We start from the raw sequence: 19,078 nt of genomic DNA, 5'->3' as shown, positions 1-19,078 counted from the left end.
TCGCTTCCTTTCTCGTAATATGTTAATATAATTTAGCGAGTTGAAGCGCTAAATTAAAAATGCGTGACATTCTGTGCAACATTGATTATAATGTTGCTAATATCTAAAAATGTAACATACATTTCAGAGTTCTGAAAGTGTCTGTCATGAGGAGAGGAGCAAGAAACATGAGCCAAAAAGATTTAGAAAGCTTACGTAGTCAAATAGACGGTTTAAACTTAGAAATTCTTCGTCTAATTAACGAACGCGCAGCAGTAGTTGATGAAATCGGTAAGATTAAAGAAAAACAAGGTGTGAATCGCTATGACCCGTTACGTGAACGCCATATGCTTGATCTTATTAAAGAGCACAATCAAGGTCCATTAAACCAAATGACGGTTGATTATATATTTAAGCAAATCTTTAAAACAGCTTTAAAACAACTTGAAGCGGATAAGAAAAAAGAATTACTTGTTTCCCGTAAGAAAAAATCAGAAGATACTGTCATTAATGTGAATGGTGAGCTAATTGGCCAAGGAAAACCATCTTTCGTATTTGGACCTTGCGCTGTAGAATCATACGAACAAGTAGCGGCAGTAGCAGAATCTATTAAAGCAAAAGGTGAAAAGTTAATTCGTGGCGGCGCTTATAAACCACGTACTTCTCCATATGACTTCCAAGGTCTTGGATTAGAAGGACTTAAAATTTTAAAACGTGTGTCAGAGGAATACGGTTTAGGCGTTATTACGGAAATCGTTACACCAGGTCATTTAGAGGAAGCTTTAGATTACATCGATGTTATCCAAATTGGTGCACGTAATATGCAAAACTTCGAATTATTAAAAGCTGCGGGTGCAACAAATAAACCTGTACTTTTAAAAAGAGGCTTAGCGGCGACAATTGATGAATTCATTCACGCTGCAGAATACATTATGTCTAAAGGAAATGAGAACATCATTCTTTGTGAGCGTGGTATTCGGACTTACGAAAAAGCAACTCGTAACACATTAGATATTTCTGCTGTACCAATTTTAAAACAAGAAACGCATTTACCAGTATTTGTAGACGTAACGCATTCAACAGGTCGTCGTGATTTACTATTACCATGTGCTAAGGCAGCAATTGCTATTGGAGCTGATGGCGTTATGGCAGAGGTGCATCCAGATCCATCTGTAGCACTTTCTGATTCACAACAACAAATGGATATTCCAACATTTGATGCTTTCTACGATACACTACAAAAATTCATGAAGAGCCATGAAATCAATGCATAATTTCTTTCAGCAATTATTTTCTGTACCGAAAGCGTAGCGGCAGGTACAGAAGTCTCCCACCTCTATAGGTGGTGAGATGAATGCAGATTTAAGTTACTTTTCAGTGGGTGTCCAAACACCCGCTGAAATAGAGAAACTCAGTCTAAGAACGCCACGTTCTGTGGCAATTTATCTGTGCGACAGCAACAACACACGACTGAGTGACCAACATCGGTGCTGTCGCTACGTTGCACTACGCTTTCGCGCAAAAAACATCTGTTGGCCCAAAGCCTCCGGCGGATGTCACGGAATCGGAAAGGAGTTCTTAGGGGATGTTAGCCTAAAACCATCGCATCCTTGCGATAACAGCTAACTGACCTGCATCACGTAGGCCTAAGCACAAAGCCGATTCCAGACGCAATTATGCCGGGGCATAATTGATATGTTGATAAACACCGCTTGCTTTAATCGGCAGGCGGTGTTTACTATATAGTGACAAAATAATGACTAGAAAAGTACTATTTGTACTTGGTTTTTCTTTTCATGTACATACTGCTTCTTGAAAAGAATATGAAAATTATCGTATGATAAGGCTATAAAAGGAAAAAAGGGAGGCACGTACGATGACTGTTACAATTTATGATGTTGCAAGAGAAGCAAATGTTTCTATGGCAACGGTCTCTCGTGTAGTCAATGGTAATCAAAACGTAAAACCGGCAACACGAAAAAAAGTATTAGAAGTAATTGAACGATTAGAGTATCGTCCAAACGCAGTAGCGCGTGGATTAGCAAGTAAGAAAACAACAACAGTTGGCGTGATTATCCCGGATATTGCAAATAATGTTTATGCGGAGCTGGCACGTGGTGTAGAGGATATTGCAACAATGTATCGTTACAATATTATTTTAGCCAACTCAGACCAACATGAAGATAAAGAGCTTCAGCTACTGGATACAATGCTAGGAAAACAGGTTGACGGTATTGTTATGATGAGTGATGAAGTGACTGAAAAAATGCAACAAACTATGGATCATTCACCGGTACCAATTGTGCTTGCAGGTTCAGTAGATGAATCGCAAACAATTGCGACTGTTAACATTGATTATTTCCAAGCAGCCTATGAGGCGATTACATTACTCATTCAAAATGGCCATAAGCGAATCGCTTTCGTAACAGGTCCGCTTACGTATACTATTAATGGAAAATTCAAACTTGAAGCTTATAAAAAAGCCTTACAAGACGCAGGTTTACCTATAGATGAATCACTAATCGCTGCAGAAGAATCGAGCTATGATATGGGCTTAGAGGCGTGGGAATCATTATCCTCACTTGAAAATCCTCCAACTGCTTATTTTGCAGGTAGTGACGAATTAGCAATTGGATTGATTCATGGTGCACAGGATACAGGTAAAGATGTACCTGAGGATATCGAAGTGATCAGCTTTGAAAATTCAAAATTAGCACGCATGGTTCGTCCACAGCTAACAAGTGTCGCATTACCGCTGTATGATATCGGAGCTGTCGCAATGCGCTTGCTAACTAAATTGATGAGCAAAGAGCCTGTTGAGGACGAAGCGGTTATTTTACCTCATCGTATAGAACATCGACAGTCTGTCAAAAGTAAATAACAGTAATTAACACGTAAATCTGATAATGGATTTGCGTGTTTTTTTTATAGAGAGATTGAAAGCCGAAAGTAACCGATAGAGGACTAAGGTGAAAATAAAAAGCCTCACGATTGTCGTGAGGCATAGTGTTAAACGTGTTTTTCATTGCGAATAATATGAAGCGCTTTGGTTAGCATTTGCGCGTTTTTTTCTTCAATCTCAGCCTTTCGAGGGATTGGCTCATACAATGGATTTGGATCCTCCCAAGTTGGAATAAAAGGCACTGGTGCTTCTGGCTGCCAACGATCTAACCAAGCTTGTGGTAGGGGGCCTGTTGGTAATTGCTGATCTGTCATTTCAAGCCATAGCATCGACCACGCGCGAGGCACAACACGCCAAATATCATAGCCTCCACCGCCAACGGCAATCCATTTCCCCCCACAATATTCATGTGCTAATTTATGCGCAAGCTTTGGAATTTCTCTATAAATGTTCATTGTTCCATATAAATGTGTTAATGGATCAAAATAATGTGCATCTGCGCCGTTTTGCGTTAACACAACATCCGGCTTGAAAAATTCAAAGACTTCTCGCATAGCCTTTTCATATATGTCTAGGAAACTCTCATCTTCTGTAAAAGCATCAATTGGAAAATTAAAAGAAGTGCCATAGCCCTGTCCATTCCCGCGTTCCGTAATATTACCAGTTCCGGGGAAAAGATAGCGCCCTGTTTCATGAATAGACAATGTACAAACATCTGGATCTTCATAAAAACTCCATTGCACCCCATCTCCATGATGGGCATCGGTATCTACATAAAGTACACGAGCATTGTATTTTTCCTGTAAATAGCGAATAGCTACTGTACTATCGTTATAAATACAAAAACCTGATGCACGGCCGCGGAAGCCGTGGTGTAGCCCTCCCCCTAGATTGAGGGCGTGCTCGGCTTTTCCTTCCATTACATAATCGACAGCTGTTAATGTTCCACCGACAAGCTGTGCACTTGCTTCGTGCATATTTTCAAAAATGGGTGTATCTTCGGTGCCTATGCCGTAGCTTTCACATTGTGCCTCTGAAAGCTCACCATGTCCTGCTCTTTTAACGATTTCAATATATTTTGGATCATGTGCAAGTAAAAGTTCTTCCTCTGTTGCGACACGAGCTGGAACGATATCCAAATCATCAAGAGCATCAATATTCTTTAACAAATCCATTGTAAGCGTCAAGCGTTTATGATTGAAAGGATGGGTATCTGAAAATTTATATCCGAGTTGCTCTGGCGAGTACACAAATACTGCTTTTTTCATTGTAATGAAACACCTGGTAAATTAGGCCATAATACATCAAAGCCCTCTTTACGAAGTTCTTCAATCATAGCTAGTGGATTGAGAGTTTTTACTCGGATACTTAAAATTTTATTTTGCGTATTTTCAGAGTCAGGATAAACTAAGACGCTTTGGACATTTGCATGATGTTTACGAAAAATTTTAGTAATCTCAAATAATATTCCTGGCGTATCGGATACACGAATTTCAATTTTTGAGCCAGGTTCAGTGGCACCAGTTAACTCTATGTATGTATAGAGTAAATCTGTGGTAGTGACAATCCCAACTAATTTTCCTCCGGAGACAATTGGTAAACAGCCTATTTTAGATTCATAAAAAGTAAGAGCAACCTCCTCTACGAAATCAAGAGGATGACCGACAATTGGATTTTTAATCATAATCTCTTCCACTTTTGCATTAAAAACTGGTGAATTAGGCTCATCCCGTAACGAGGAAGGCAATGCCTCTTTAATATCTCTTTCAGTGATCACCCCAAGAACATGATGCTCCTCATCTACAACTGGTAAATGACGTACTTTTTTCTCACGCATGAACTTCAGCGCTTCAACCACTGTATTTGTCGGAGCCAACGTGTAGGGCTCATTATTCATAATTTCTTCTACGATCATATACTCATCCCCTTTGTGTTGGTTTTAATACATGAAGCGATTTTTAAAGCGAAGTCTATCGAATCTTTCCATTGTCTCAGGAGGCACGCGTTTGCCTTCACGTGCCATCAGGCAGTTAGCAGGATGTGATGTGATCTCAGGGTCATCTGTAGCAAAATATTCGAAGGTGGCAGAGCCCATCATTTTCTCCATCATTTTGCGATAATCCCAAACGTTTAAACCAGTCCCTTTTAAATCCCAATGCCAATAATATTCGGTAGTGATAACAAGATAGTCTTCCATTTCATCTCCCATAAAAGATACGGCTAGTAGTGCTTTACCAGCACCTGTACCACGATAGTCTGGAATGACTTCAATAGCACCTAGCTCAATCATGTTATCAATACGATCCTCCGCCCAGCGTTCGAGTGGATCGGGATATAGATAAGTGACGTAGCCTACAATAATGTTTTCATTTCGAATAATAATAATTCGTCCTTCAGGAAGTCCTGCAATTTCTATAATGGCTTGCTGCTGTTGCTTTGGAGGTCTAAAAGCAACCAAGCCTTCGTGGAATGAATATGTCGCTAATTTTTCTGGAGGAACAGGTCCTTCCACATACACAGTACCATGCTTTGTTTCCTTTGTGACAGAAAAAAAAGTTTTTTTGTGTTCCATAATTACACCACCTGAGTTTAATAGTTCCATTATAGCTGATTTCCTGCGGAAAAACGCTACTTTTTGCAAAATATACCTGTGTTTTTAGAAAAGTGAAAATATTAAGACATTCTTAGTGATTTCGTGTAAAATATATGTATATTGCATCTGTTATTCAACAGATGAATGTGGTGTGAATAAGCATTCACTAATTTTACACTACCTTAACTGTTGTATAACAAGTGCTACGTAACGTAGTTGTCTTTGGAGAAGGTGGCGGATTTTTAAGGGGGAATTAATGAAATTACGATTTAACTTCTTTCAGCAAATGTCTATTGTAGCAAAAGCGAAGCATCAGCTACAAATGTTTTTTGTAACGTAAGTGAAACGGCAGTTACAAATCACTTTTGTACCGAAAGCGTAGCGGCAGGTACAGAAGTCTCTCACTTCTATAGATGGTGAGAAGAATGCTGATGCTGAATTAAGTTACTTTTCAACGGGTATCCAAACACCTGCTGAAAGAAGTTAAAGCCTCCGGCGGATGTCATGGAATCGATTTGTGCAAGCACTAAGCCGATTCCGGACGCAATTATGCCGAGGCATAATTGAAAATTTGCTTACTAATATACTAAGGCGATCGCAAAGAGAGGGGTAGTTTCATGGGGATGAAAATGTTGGAGAAGTTGAATGCTTTACCGGGGCAATATAATTTGCTTGATTATGAGAAAGCAGCGGCAACACATGATTGGACAGAGACAGAAAAGGGATTCAGTTGGTATGAAACAGGGCTTGTAAATATGGCATATGAGGCAATTGATCGTCATACAGAAACGCATCGAAAAAACAAAGTTGCACTTTATTTTAATGATGGAAAGCGTAAAGAGGCTTATTCTTTCAATGAAATGAAAAAGCTGACGAATAAAGCCGCAAATGTTTTTAAGGCAGCAACAAATTTGGAAAAAGGTGATCGATTATTTATTTTTATGCCGCGTTCACCGGAGCTTTATTTTTCTTTATTAGGCGCATTGAAAATGGGTGTGATTGTAGGTCCACTATTCGAGGCATTTATGGAAGGTGCTGTTTATGACAGACTTGCAGATAGCGAAGCTAAAGTATTAGTGACAACACCAGAGTTACTTGAACGCGTACCTTTAGCAAAGCTACCACATTTGCAGCACGTCTTTTTAGTAGGATCTGATATAGAGGAAACAACACAAATTTTAGATTTTAATAGACGCTTGAAAGAAGCATCTTCTCAATTTGATATTGAATGGGTGGACAGAGAGGATGGTATGATTCTTCATTATACTTCTGGATCGACTGGAGCACCAAAGGGCGTATTGCATGTTCATAATGCAATGCTTCAACAATACCAATCAACGCAATGGGTATTAGATTTGCGTGAAGACGATATTTACTGGTGTACGGCTGATCCAGGATGGGTGACAGGCACAGCATATGGCATTTTTGGTCCATGGTTAAATGGTGTCACAATGCTAATTGTTGGTGGGAGATTTTCACCACAAGCTTGGTACCAAGCTATTGAGGATTATAGTGTAACAGTTTGGTATAGTGCACCAACTGCTTTCAGAATGTTAATGGGTGCTGGTAGTGGTATGCTTGAGAACTATGATCTATCTTCGGTACGTCACATTTTATCTGTTGGTGAGCCGTTAAATCCAGAGGTAATTCGTTGGGGGACTGATGAGTTAGGTCAACGCATTCATGATACGTGGTGGATGACAGAAACTGGTGCGCATATGATTTGTAACTATCCCTCTATGGATATTAAGCCAGGCTCAATGGGTAAACCATTACCAGGTATTCATGCGACGATTGTTGATGATGCGGGTAATGAAGTACCACCTTTTACAATGGGGAATTTAGCGGTTCGACGTGGTTGGCCTGCAATGATGCGTCAAATTTGGGGAAATCCAGAGCGTTATGAATCCTATTTCTTAAAAGGTGAATGGTATGTGTCTGGGGACTCTGCCTATATGGATGATGATGGCTACTTCTGGTTCCAGGGGCGTGTAGATGATGTTATTATGACAGCTGGTGAGCGGGTAGGTCCTTTCGAGGTAGAAAGTAAGCTACTAGAGCACCCCGATATAGTAGAGGCAGGGGTGATTGGAAAGCCAGATCCTGTCCGAGGTGAAATTATTAAAGCCTTTGTATCATTACGTGAGGGTGTTGAACCTTCAGATGCATTGATAGAGGATATTCGTAATTTTGTTAAGAAGGGCTTATCTGCACACGCAGCACCACGTGAAATCGAATTTAAGGATAAGCTACCAAAAACACGCAGTGGTAAAATTATGCGTCGTGTGTTAAAGGCGTGGGAGTTAAATTTACCAACTGGTGATTTATCTACGATGGAAGACTAATTATAAGAAGCAGGAATTTATTCGGTCGACGAAAAATTCCTGCTTTCTTTTTTAAAAGCAACGGGGTTTTCATTGAATGAATTCATTGCTTCGGGTTTATCACCAAAAGTTGGAGATGACATTGTAAAAACGTATGACATGTATATGAGTTGATTGGAGTGGAGAATGGGAGACTCCTTGGCTTATCGAATCACTTTTCTCAGATACCTGATTACCCCTGAGGCATACCTGATCACTTTTCAGGGATACTCCCAAGAAAGTATCAAGTCGGAACAGAAACCAACCCCTCGTTATGATGATGAGCATTGCTTAATACATTAAAATGCAGAAGATAAAACTGAATCCTTACTAGTAAGTAGGTAAACCTTTTAGGGATTTCATTTATTTTTCTATGTATGCTCTCTGTTTAATAGCATTTAGCTATTTAAAATTTTCTCGAAATCAATTATTCAATAAATCTTGCGAAAAATTCAGATATAAATAAAAATTCAGTTGACTTAATAAATATGCAGACGTATACTAATTTTAACTTATTTCAGAGGTGAGTGCATTGAAAGTAGGAATTGTTGGTGCAACCGGATATGGTGGCTTAGAACTTATTCGATTTTTACATAATCATAAAGCGGTGGAACGGATCGATTTATTCACATCTTCAGAAGAAGGTGTAATTTTTTCTTCTAAGTTTGGTCATCTCGTTCATATTGCCGATACACCTTTACAAAAAATTGATTATGGGGCTTTAGAGAAATTTGATGTTGTTTTTACAAGTACACCTTCAGGGGTGACAAGTGAGCTATTACCTCCATTGGTGGGGAAAGGTCCTAAATTAATAGACTTGTCTGGTGACTTCCGTTTACAAGATCCAGCGAGCTATGAAGCATGGTACGGTAAAAAAGCGGCGCCACTGGAAATCATTCAACAAAGTGTATATGGCTTAACTGAATGGAATGCAGATAATGTTCAACATGCTCCTCTTATCGCAAATCCAGGGTGTTATCCAACAGCCGTTTTACTTTCGTTGTTACCATTGCTAAAAGAACGATTGATTGATTCGAGCTTTTTAGTGATTGATGCGAAAAGTGGGATTTCTGGGGCTGGGAATAAACCATCGCAAACAACGCATTTTAGTGAGGCCAACGAAAGCTTTTCAATCTATAAAACGAATACACATCAGCATATACCGGAAATCGAGCAGGCCATTTCAATGTTCGCGGGGGTTGATACAACCATATCTTTTAATACTCATTTAGTGCCAATGACTAGAGGGATTTTATCTACCTCATATGCACCTGTTATGTCTGGTGTTACAGAGAAGCAGCTAGTTGCTTGTTTACAGAGTGCCTATGAAAAGCATCCGTTTGTGCGGATTGTTACAGATGTAAATAGTCTAGGAACAAACCGCGTTAAAGGTTCGAACTATTGCGACATTTTGGTGAAAGTTGATAGCCGTACGAATCGTGCCACAATTGTTGGCGTTATCGATAATTTAGTCAAAGGGGCTGCAGGGCAAGCCATTCAAAATATGAATGTTCAATTTGATTTACCACAAACGACAGGATTAGATGTTGTTCCGTTCTTTCTGTAACTTATTTCAGCGAATCTTTTATGTAGCGAAAGCAGAGCGTCAGCTACTCTTTATATGCCAAGGAAAATTGATTAACTAAGGAGGAAAGATTTTATGACATTAATAGCATCCACGAGTATTATGAAAAAATTATCAAGTAAAAATATTGTTTCACCAAAGGGCTTTAAAGCTGCGGGTTTACATTGTGGTTTAAAGCATAAGAAAAAAGATTTAGCTGTGTTAGTTAGTGAAGTACCCGCAAGTGTAGCAGGTGTCTTTACAACGAACGCTGTACAGGCAGCACCATTAAAAGTAACGAAAGAGGTTGTGTATACAACGAAGAAAATGCAGGCGATGATTGTCAACTCCGGAAATGCTAATGCTTGTACAGGAAAGCAAGGAGCGAAGGATGCACAAACAATGCAGGCCCTCATGGCAGAAAAGCTAGGTATCGGGGCAAATTTAGTAGGTGTTTGCTCAACGGGTGTCATCGGTGAAATTATGAATATGGAGCCACTGGCAATAGGGATTAATCAGTTAGAGCCAAAGGATAATTTAGAAAGTGCTATTGATTTTGCACAAGCGATTATGACAACAGATACGGTTATGAAAAACACAAGTTACAGTACTATTGTTGATGGCAAAGAGATTATTATCGCTGGTGTTGCAAAAGGGTCAGGTATGATTGAACCAAATATGGCAACGATGCTAGGTTTTATTACGACAGATGCAAATATTGAATCAGATGTGCTACAGGCTACCTTATCTGATATAACAAATATGACTTTCAATGCAATTACAGTGGATGGGGATACATCTACAAATGACACAGTAGTTGTAATGGCAAACGGCTTAGCAGGAAATGTAGCTTTAACTCCTGACCATCCAGATTGGCAAAACTTCTATTATACATTGAAAACAGTAGCTGAAGACTTAGCGAAAATGATTGCCAAAGATGGTGAGGGGGCAACGAAGCTAATTGAGGTTGAAGTTGAAGGGGCGTTTTCGGATGAAGAAGGACGTAAAATTGCTAAAACGGTAGTTGGTTCACCACTTGTGAAAACGGCAGTATTTGGCTGTGATGCAAACTGGGGACGTATTATTGCCGCTGTAGGCTATAGTGGCGCAACAGTTGATCCAGAAAAAATTACGATCCAAATTGGCGGTGTTACGATGGTTGAAAACGGTGAGCCGATTCCATTTTCGGAGGATGGGTTAATTCAAATTTTAAAAATGCATGAAGTGAAAATCTATGTGTCGCTTGGTATTGGGGAAGGCAAGGGGCATGCTTGGGGATGTGATCTAACTTATGACTACGTTCAAATCAATGCCTCATACCGCTCGTAAACGAATGGTCATTAAGCTTGGTGGAAGTACGTTAGAGGGCTTAAATGAGTCGTTTTTTGAGAATTTTAAAAAACTCCAAGAAAGCGGCATAGAGCTTATTATTACCCATGGTGGTGGTCCAGCTATTAACCGTGAACTAGCGGTGCGCGGAATAGAATCACATGCTTTAAATGGTATTCGTGTCACGAGTGAAGCTGCAATGGATATTGTACAGTCAACGTTAATAGGAAAGGTCAATCCTGCGCTTGTTCATGAATTAACGACTTCTGGCATTGCTGCGATTGGATTAAACGGCTTCGATGGTCAATTAATTGTAGCGGATTATCTAGATAAAGACGTATACGGTTTTGTTGGTGAAGTGAAAACCGTCAACACATTTTTGCTAGAAGCAATAATTAGTGCTGGGGTTGTACCGGTTATTGCTTGCGTGGGATCAGATGAACATGGTCAGGCATTAAATATTAATGGAGATACGGTAGCAAGTGAAATAGCGCTAGCAATAGATGCAGATAGCTTATTACTTGTAACGGATGTAAGTGGTATTCGCATTAACGATGAATATCAATCGAAAGCAACACCTTCTTTCATCAATCAATGGATTGAGGAGGGGCATATTTATGGAGGGATGATACCTAAAGTTAATGGAGCTCTCGAATGCTTAAGTGCAGGCATTCCATCAGTGCAAATTGTTGGAGAATCCTTAGTAGGTACGACGATTTTATCTGGGGGATGAAGAAAGCAAATTAGTAAAAGTCATTCTTCTTTATAGTTTAAGAGTGACCTTTCAATGGCATAGAGGTAGCAATATAGTTATTTAGAGAAGAAGATTGTTATAGCCAAAATTAGTAGGAGTTGGTAAAATGAGTGCTTTATTTGGAAACTATGGCAAACGCCGCGCCCAAATTGTCAAAGGGCAAGGAACTGTTGTAGAAGATTCGGCTGGGAAAAAATATTTAGATTTTACAAGTGGAATTGCTGTAGTGAGTCTTGGTCATGCACATCCTGCAATCGTGGAGGCTGTTCATGATCAAAGTAAAAAGCTTTGGCATATTTCTAATTTATTTGATATTCTCGGTCAGGAGAAGGTTGCGCAAAAATTAATAGCAGATACACATTTTTCTTATGCATTTTTCTGTAATAGTGGTGCGGAAGCAAATGAAGCGGCCATTAAGCTTGCTCGTAAGCATACAGGGAAAAATCATATTATTACTTTTGAAAAATCTTTTCATGGGCGAACTTTTGGAGCGATGTCCGCAACAGGTCAGAGCAATATACATAATGGCTTCGGACCGCTTGTTGAAAAATTTACGATTCTTCCTTTTAACGATGTGTCAGCACTTGAAGCAACGATTGACGATTCTGTTGCGGCAATTATGCTAGAAATGATTCAAGGTGAGGGCGGTGTTAACAGTGTATCGCCAGAATTCGCAGCAGCAATCGCTAAAGTCTGTGACGACAAAGGAATATTACTAATCATCGATGAAGTTCAAACAGGTATTGGACGAACAGGAACAAGATATGCCTATGAGCAAACGATTTTAAAGCCAAATATCGTGACATTGGCAAAAGGGCTAGGTGGTGGATTCCCAGTCGGTGGGATGCTTGGAACAGCCGAGCTATATGATTCATTTGGTCCTGGCACACATGGGACAACATTCGGTGGGAACCCACTTGCGATGAGTGTTGCTGAAACCGTGCTTAATCATGTTTTTGAACCTGCTTTTTTACAAAATGTGCAGCAGCAATCTTCGTATTTTGTTAAGCAGTTGAAAGAGAATCTACCGACTACGTATACGGTACAGGGTCAGGGCTTACTTCTTGGCATTGGTTGTGGCGATACTGAGGTAGCCTCGTATATAGCTGCAGCAGAGGAAAACGGCTTATTATTAGTAGGAGCGGGACCAAATGTTATTCGTCTTTTACCTCCACTAACAGTTTCAAAAGAGGAGATAGATGAGGCAATTGCGATTTTAAAAACCATACTGTTATAGTATCTGGACAATTCAATACGATGAAAAATGAATCTGCTAGACTTTCTTTTTGTGAGAGTCTAGCAGATTTTTAATGGATTATCGTCGGAAGTTTAGGATGACATTTTGTTAAAACAAATGCCATATGAATAAGTTGATTGGAGTGGAGGCTGGGCGACTCCTTGGGGATTAGCGGATAGAGGAACGAAGGCTAGAACCATCACGTCCTGTGATAACGCCTTCGTGACCAACATCGTTTTGGCCCAAGCAGCTCATCGGACGCCCCCAGGAAGCTCTGCTCTGCGCGAAAGCGAAGCGTCAGCAACAAATGTTTTATCTGCGCGAAAGCGAAGCGACAGCGGCAAAGCGCCCAGCCGAAACAGAAATCAACCTCACATTATGGTGATAAGTTTTTTATTTAGTGAAATCCTATTGTAACTCTTTTACTAATGTTTTCACTAGAGTAGGGAGCCAATCATGAAGTTGACTAAATGCAAAGCCTGCAGCCTCCGCCTTTGTAGTTGTCATATACCAATCTGCAGGAACTCCATACGGTGACTGCGACATTTCATCGCCACCTACTAGTGAAATTTTCGCATGCTTTCCGGTTGTTTCTTCAATAAGCCCCAGCAAATCCTTTAATGAAATTGCACCCGTAGCTGTTGCATTATAAGGTCCTTCAATTGGTGTAATGCCAGCAAAATATAAAAATGCTGCTGCTTCGTCATCCGTAATAAAGCTCATCTTTGCTTCAATATTTGGTAATGAAATAGGCTGGTCCTGTAAAATTCGTTCAATGTGAAAATGTAAACGGCGTGTATAGTCGTTCTCCCCCATAACAATCGGGAAACGTACAGCGACAACAGGGAACGTGGCCTCTTTGAAAAGTACTGCCTCTGCTTGACGCTTACCCTCACCATACGAAAAATCTTCACGGTTCCCCATCCGAACTTCATAATTATATGGATTAAAATCTTCTTCTGTTTTGACCATGCCGTCTATTTCATAGGTGGATAAAGTAGATGTAAAAATGAGCTTTTTCGTTTTACCTTCTAAAATTTCACATATTTTTTTAGCTTCGTTAGGAGAATAGCAAATATTATCATAGACAATATCCCATGTTGAACTTGATAGTGCCTGTGATAACGAATCGGCATCATCTCGATTAACAATTAGCTGCTTCACCTTTGTACCAAAAGGATTTCCATTTTGTCCACGTGTTAAAATAGTTACGCTATGCCCATTTTGAAGATAGAGTTCAACAAGCTTTTTACCAAAAAAACGAGTGCCTCCTAAAACTAAAATGTTCAATTATTTCCACCCCTTCAAATTAGTAGTCCCCTTTATAATGACAAAAAAACAGGCATACTACAATTACTTTGTAGTATGCCATGCCTGTTTATTATTGGGTAGGTGGTGGATTAGTCGGTGGAGTTGTATTTCCGTTGTCTCCTCCGTTAGAGCCATTTCCGGTGTTTCCGGAACCATTACCGTTATTTGAACTATTACCGTTATTTGAGCCATTTCCGGTATTTCCGGAACCACTGCCGTTATTCGAGCCGTTTCCGGTATTTCCGGAACCACTGCCGTTATTCGAGCCGTTTCCGGTATTTCCAGAACCACTACCGTTATTCGAGCCGTTTCCATTGTTTGAGCTATTCCCGTTACTACCATCTGACCCATTGCCATTTTCCGAACCGTTTCCGTTTTGGTTTGAGTCTTCGCCGTTAGTAGGTGGGGTAGTTGGTGGAACATTTTCTTCCTTGTCTTTTTCAGGTTGTTTTTCATTCGCACTACCACCAGTAGAAACGACATTGGATTGCGCTGAAGTTAAACCTGTAATATCTACAGCGACAACAACATAGGCTTGCCCACTTGCTACAGTCATGCTTTGTGATGATTCAAGCACTGATCCGACAAGCGTTCTACCGCCGTTTGTTACTTTATAAACGCGGTAACCGACTACATCATTTGAAGAGCCTGTCCAAGATAATGTATTACCATTAATTGAAGCAGTTACTGCTGCTGGCGCATTGTTATCTGCCGGGAAATCAACGGCTGATACCGATGAATTCGCTAATGTCGAATTTTTTGGTAATAGGCTGGCCGGGTTACCGCCAAGTGGACCTAGCATTCGTTTAATAAATGCCTGATTAATTCCTGCACCGCCTGCTTTTACAAACTCTGCCGGTGTGCTAGGAAGGGCATTATAAGTTTTACCTTTTATCGTAACAACACTTGAGGAAGCTAAGCTATCATCAGGCTGTGAAGGTAAAAATACTTTCGCGTTAAACAAATCAGAGCGCACGAGACCAGCATTAGCACATGCTGCTGAAGGCGCTAAACCAGAAATACCACAGAATGATGCTGTAACAACGTTTTTCGGTTGCGTAAATCTAGTTTTAGGGGCGATTAATTGTGGGTCTACATCATACACAGAATTCATTAATGTACCCCATAGCTTGTTAATTCGCACACTAGGCCGTTGATACGTATTATTAAATGCATCTAGTGTTTCATTTTTATCATAACCCATCCATACACCAAGAGAAACATTCGGGTTATAGCCAACTAGCCAAACATCTTTGTAGTTTTGTGAAGTACCTGTTTTAGCAGCAAAGTCAGCAGAGAATTTTAATGTATTTCTTGCAAGTGTACCTGTACCTTTTGTTAGCACATCTCGTAACATATCAGTAATGATATAAGAAGTTTCAGGACTAAATACTTGTTCAGGTTTAACTTCGTGTTTATAAATGATATTTCCATTTTGGTCTTCAATTCTATCAATCATATAAGAGTCAATGAATTGTCCACCATTTGCAAAAGTTGCATAGGCATTGGTGTTCTCTTCAACCGTAATACCATCTTCTATGGCCCCAAGACTAGCAGAAGGGTTTGTGAAATCATTAGGCTTTAGGGTTGTGATTCCCATCTTTACTAAATAATCGGCAGGACGTCTGTTAAGAATACTATAATATAGACGAGAAGTTGATAAGTTTTGTGAACTCGCTAATGCCTCACGTGCAGGGATTAGTCCTCGTTCATCATTAGTATTATAGTTTGTTGGGCTCCATCCGGGAATAGAGAATTTTACGTCGACTAATGGGCTACCTGCACCGATTACACCATATTCTATTGCAGGTGCATATACGAGTAAAGGCTTCATTGTTGAGCCATTTGAGCGTTTTGCCTGTGTAGCGTAGTTATAACTTTTTAATTCAAAGTCACGACCACCGACAAAGCTTAAAATACGTCCAGTATTATTTTCAATTAAAATACTGCCGACTTGTACAGGCATTTGAACATCAATTTCTTCACCTGTTACAGGGTCTTTGTCTTTGACGGTGTAAGTATGACCGTAATTTTGAAAGTTTTCCGCTGCTTTTTGCATCGAATCGTACATATCCTTATTGATAGTTGAATAGATACGATAACCTTTTGAGCGGACATCACGATCTGCTAGGATCGTATACTTATCTTTTAATTTTTTCTCATTTTTTAAGCGTTCTGGATCAATACCGTCTTCTTTTGCTAGCTTTTCTGCAATAATGTCTTTTGCTCGATTTTCAAGTTCATACGTTAGCCAAGGGTAGCGATCTTCTGCACGCATCTCTGGTGAACGGAAGTCAGCAGTGATATCGTATGCGATCGCTTCTTTATATTGTGCTTCGTTAATATAACCTGCGTCTTTCATACGATAAAGTACAGTTTTCATACGATCAATACCCGGTTGAAGAGCTTCTTTACTTTTGAGTACACCTGTATTTGTGAAAGGTGTGTAAGCAAAAGGTGATTGAGGAATACCAGCTATATACGCTGCTTGAGGTAGCGATAAATCTTTTGCTTTTACATTGAAAATACCTTCTGCAGCTGTTTCAACTCCTGCAATGTTTCGACCGGAAGCGTTACGGCCATAAGGAATTATGTTTAAATAGGCCTCTAAAATTTCTTCCTTTTTCATAAAGTGTTCTAAACGCATCGCAAGTAAAAGTTCTTTTGCTTTTCGTTCATAAGATACTTCGTTTGTTAATACTTGGTTTTTAATAAGCTGCTGTGTTAATGTAGAGCCACCAGTTTGTGTGGAAGAGTTTGTTACGTCTTGAACTAGCCCACGGATGACAGCTTTCGGAACTATTCCGTTATGTTCACGGAAATACTCGTCCTCTGTAGCTAATACCGCATTAACAACATCAGGTGCGACATCGTTTAATGTTGTTACTCGGCGGTCTAAATCTGTACGTAATTTTCCGATATAAATATCGTTGGCGAAATAAATTTCACTTGTTGAATCGTAGTTGAAAATTTCTTTTCGTAATTCTTCCTTTGAGCGTAGTGGCTCTTCTTTTACAAGTGAAGCAAAATAGCCAGCGCCAACTGAACCGGCAAATACAGTGCCTACCAATGCAAAGACTAAAAATAGTAAAAATAAGTTCCAGGTAACACTTCCTGAAATGCGTAATTTCTTCATCCATTTTTGTTGAATAAACTCATCGATCTTTGCATTGATTTTCTCAATCCAATCTTTCAATGTATCGACCTCCTAAAATCTTGTCTATTATAGCACATATTGATTTAGGTCGAACATAGTTATTGACAATGAAAAAGAATCGTTTAGAATAATGCTTATAGTTTTCTAGTGATGAAGAGCTTGCAGTAGTGTCTATATTCCCTGTTTAGAGAGCCAGCGGTTGGTGAAAGCTGGTCATAATGTAGAGACGAATTACGTGCTTGGAGCTTAGACGTGCGCGCCTGCGATAAAGGCGGTTGAATGAAGAGGAAGATGGATGACATCTTCAAGCTGGGTGGTACCGCGTTAGTTTATAACGTCCCTGCATGCAATGTTTTGCGTGTAGGGACTTTTTTGTTTCTCCCTACACTGAATTATTAAACACTTAGGAGGAATAAAAATGACGAACGAATTATTACAAGACTTAGAATGGCGCGAATTGTTGTACCAACAAACTGATGCTGAAGGTATGACGAAATTATTAGATGAACAATCTGTATCTTTGTACTGTGGTGTTGATCCAACTGCGGATTCTATGCATATTGGGCATATTGTGCCTCTTTTAACGCTACGTCGATTCCAAAAAGCAGGTCACCGTCCAATTTTATTAGTTGGTGGTGCGACTGGTATGATTGGAGATCCATCTGGTCGCTCTGAAGAACGCCAATTACAAACAGTTGAGCAAATTGATAAAAATGTTCAAGGTATCCGTAGTCAGTTAGAGCGTATTTTTGATTTTGCAGAAGATGGTAATGGTGCACAATTAGTGAATAACCGTGACTGGATTGGCAATATAAATACGATTGAGTTTTTACGTGATTACGGGAAATTAATTAACGTGAATTACATGTTAGCAAAGGATACGATTGCATCACGCCTTGATACAGGGATTTCATTTACTGAGTTTGCGTATACTTTAATTCAAGGTATTGATTACAATCATTTATACAACCATTACAACTGCCGTATTCAAGTAGGTGGCTCTGACCAGTGGGGGAATATTACAACAGGTTTAGAAGTTATTCGTAAAACACATGAGGAAGAGACGAAAGCCTTCGGTATCACAATTCCTTTAGTAACGAAAGCAGACGGTACGAAATTTGGTAAAACAGCGGGTGGTGCTGTATGGTTAGATAGTAAGAAAACATCTCCATACGAGTTCTACCAATTCTGGATTAATGCTGCGGATGCTGATGTTGTAAAATACTTAAAAATCTTCACATTCCTTTCTCGTGAAGAAATTGAAGCATTAGCAGTATCTGTAGAAGAGGAACCACATTTACGTAAGGCGCAAAAAGCACTAGCTGAAGAAATGACTCGCTTAATTCATGGTCAAGAAGCATTAGACCAAGCAATCCGCATTACAGCTGCTTTATTCTCTGGAGACTTAAAAGCACTTTCTGCTGATGAAATGAAAGATGCGTTTAAAGATGTTCCTTCTATTGAATTGGCGAAAGAAGATAAAAACATTGTGGACTTATTAGTGGAAGCGGGTATTTCACCTTCAAAACGTCAAGCTCGTGAAGACGTAACAAATGGTGCGATTAGTGTGAACGGTGAAAAAGTCACTGAATTAGAATATGTAATCGACGGCAAAGATCGTTTAGAAGATGCATTCAGCATTGTTCGTCGCGGCAAGAAAAAATACCATATGGTGAAGTTTGTTTAACTCAAACCCACAAATCATGACATCCCCTCAAATTTGAGGGGATGTTTCGTTTTGTTGAAAATAAAGTATGGCACCTCGGCAAAACGAGGGGTTAATTTCCGTTCCAGCTGGGCGCTTTCCTGGGGGCGTCCGATGAGCCGCTTCACTCGCGTTGCTCGCTCCAGGGTCTCGGGCCAACACGATGTTGGTCACGAAGGCGTTA

General features: G+C 39.8%; 13 protein-coding genes and 1 other annotated feature. Of the genes, 8 read left to right on the top strand and 5 right to left on the bottom strand.

Annotated features, from left to right (window positions below; all coding sequences use genetic code 11):
* Positions 1–167 precede the first annotated feature (167 nt).
* Positions 168–1,253, top strand: coding sequence for a bifunctional 3-deoxy-7-phosphoheptulonate synthase/chorismate mutase (locus ACMZ42_RS22860; protein ID WP_370075783.1), 1,086 nt, complete (start codon positions 168–170; stop codon positions 1,251–1,253).
* Between the two features lie 602 nt (positions 1,254–1,855).
* Positions 1,856–2,860: a catabolite control protein A gene (gene ccpA, locus ACMZ42_RS22855; RefSeq protein ID WP_415732896.1), complete on the top strand. Its 1,005-nt coding sequence runs from the start codon at positions 1,856–1,858 to the stop codon at positions 2,858–2,860.
* A gap of 128 nt (positions 2,861–2,988) precedes the next feature.
* Here ccpA and ACMZ42_RS22850 read toward each other — a convergent pair whose 3' ends face one another.
* From ACMZ42_RS22850 to ACMZ42_RS22840, 3 genes are read right to left on the bottom strand one after another with little or no spacing between them, the layout of a single operon-like run.
* Positions 2,989–4,149, bottom strand: a complete 1,161-nt coding sequence (locus tag ACMZ42_RS22850) for an acetoin utilization protein AcuC (protein WP_370075777.1) — start codon at positions 4,147–4,149, stop codon at positions 2,989–2,991.
* Positions 4,146–4,796 carry an acetoin utilization AcuB family protein gene (locus ACMZ42_RS22845; protein WP_370075775.1) on the bottom strand — a complete coding sequence of 217 codons (651 nt, stop codon included), beginning with the start codon at positions 4,794–4,796 and terminating at the stop codon, positions 4,146–4,148. Before ACMZ42_RS22845 ends, ACMZ42_RS22850 begins: the two co-directional genes overlap by 4 nt.
* A 24-nt stretch (positions 4,797–4,820) precedes the next feature.
* Positions 4,821–5,453, bottom strand: coding sequence for a GNAT family N-acetyltransferase (locus tag ACMZ42_RS22840; RefSeq protein WP_370075773.1), 633 nt, complete (start codon positions 5,451–5,453; stop codon positions 4,821–4,823).
* 638 nt (positions 5,454–6,091) lie between these two features.
* Between ACMZ42_RS22840 and acsA the strand changes: the two genes are divergently transcribed.
* The 5 genes from acsA (at position 6,092) to ACMZ42_RS22815 (ending at position 12,721) form a co-directional block, all read left to right on the top strand.
* Positions 6,092–7,819, top strand: a complete 1,728-nt coding sequence (gene acsA, locus ACMZ42_RS22835) for an acetate--CoA ligase (RefSeq protein ID WP_415732895.1) — start codon at positions 6,092–6,094, stop codon at positions 7,817–7,819.
* 550 nt (positions 7,820–8,369) lie between these two features.
* Positions 8,370–9,404 carry an N-acetyl-gamma-glutamyl-phosphate reductase gene (gene argC / locus ACMZ42_RS22830; RefSeq protein WP_415732894.1) on the top strand — a complete coding sequence of 345 codons (1,035 nt, stop codon included), beginning with the start codon at positions 8,370–8,372 and terminating at the stop codon, positions 9,402–9,404.
* Positions 9,405–9,497: 93 nt separating this feature from the next.
* Positions 9,498–10,730: a bifunctional glutamate N-acetyltransferase/amino-acid acetyltransferase ArgJ gene (argJ, locus tag ACMZ42_RS22825; protein WP_415732893.1), complete on the top strand. Its 1,233-nt coding sequence runs from the start codon at positions 9,498–9,500 to the stop codon at positions 10,728–10,730.
* Positions 10,693–11,463 (top strand): acetylglutamate kinase, encoded by a 771-nt coding sequence (gene argB / locus ACMZ42_RS22820; RefSeq protein ID WP_370075763.1) that lies wholly within the window; start codon positions 10,693–10,695, stop codon positions 11,461–11,463. Before argJ ends, argB begins: the two co-directional genes overlap by 38 nt.
* A 127-nt stretch (positions 11,464–11,590) precedes the next feature.
* Positions 11,591–12,721 carry an acetylornithine transaminase gene (locus ACMZ42_RS22815; protein ID WP_415732892.1) on the top strand — a complete coding sequence of 377 codons (1,131 nt, stop codon included), beginning with the start codon at positions 11,591–11,593 and terminating at the stop codon, positions 12,719–12,721.
* 408 nt (positions 12,722–13,129) lie between these two features.
* Here the strand turns inward: ACMZ42_RS22815 and ACMZ42_RS22810 are convergent, their stop codons facing one another.
* Together ACMZ42_RS22810 and ACMZ42_RS22805 are read right to left on the bottom strand one after the other, a co-directional pair.
* Positions 13,130–14,011 (bottom strand): NAD-dependent epimerase/dehydratase family protein, encoded by an 882-nt coding sequence (locus tag ACMZ42_RS22810; RefSeq protein WP_415732891.1) that lies wholly within the window; start codon positions 14,009–14,011, stop codon positions 13,130–13,132.
* A 91-nt stretch (positions 14,012–14,102) separates the two neighbouring features.
* Positions 14,103–17,228 carry a transglycosylase domain-containing protein gene (locus ACMZ42_RS22805; RefSeq protein ID WP_415732890.1) on the bottom strand — a complete coding sequence of 1,042 codons (3,126 nt, stop codon included), beginning with the start codon at positions 17,226–17,228 and terminating at the stop codon, positions 14,103–14,105.
* Between the two features lie 102 nt (positions 17,229–17,330).
* Positions 17,331–17,534, top strand: a binding site (T-box leader).
* Between the two features lie 73 nt (positions 17,535–17,607).
* Here ACMZ42_RS22805 and tyrS point away from each other — a divergent pair.
* The gene (gene tyrS, locus ACMZ42_RS22800) at positions 17,608–18,876 is read left to right on the top strand and encodes a tyrosine--tRNA ligase (protein WP_415732889.1); all 1,269 of its coding nucleotides are present in this window, start codon (positions 17,608–17,610) and stop codon (positions 18,874–18,876) included.
* Positions 18,877–19,078 lie beyond the last annotated feature (202 nt).

This window comes from Lysinibacillus sp. NPDC056185, from assembly GCF_047737915.1.
Taxonomy (GTDB): Bacteria; Bacillota; Bacilli; order Bacillales_A; family Planococcaceae; genus Lysinibacillus.
The sequence above is the reverse complement of the archived record's forward strand: the minus strand, read 5'-3'. Positions and strand labels throughout refer to the sequence as shown.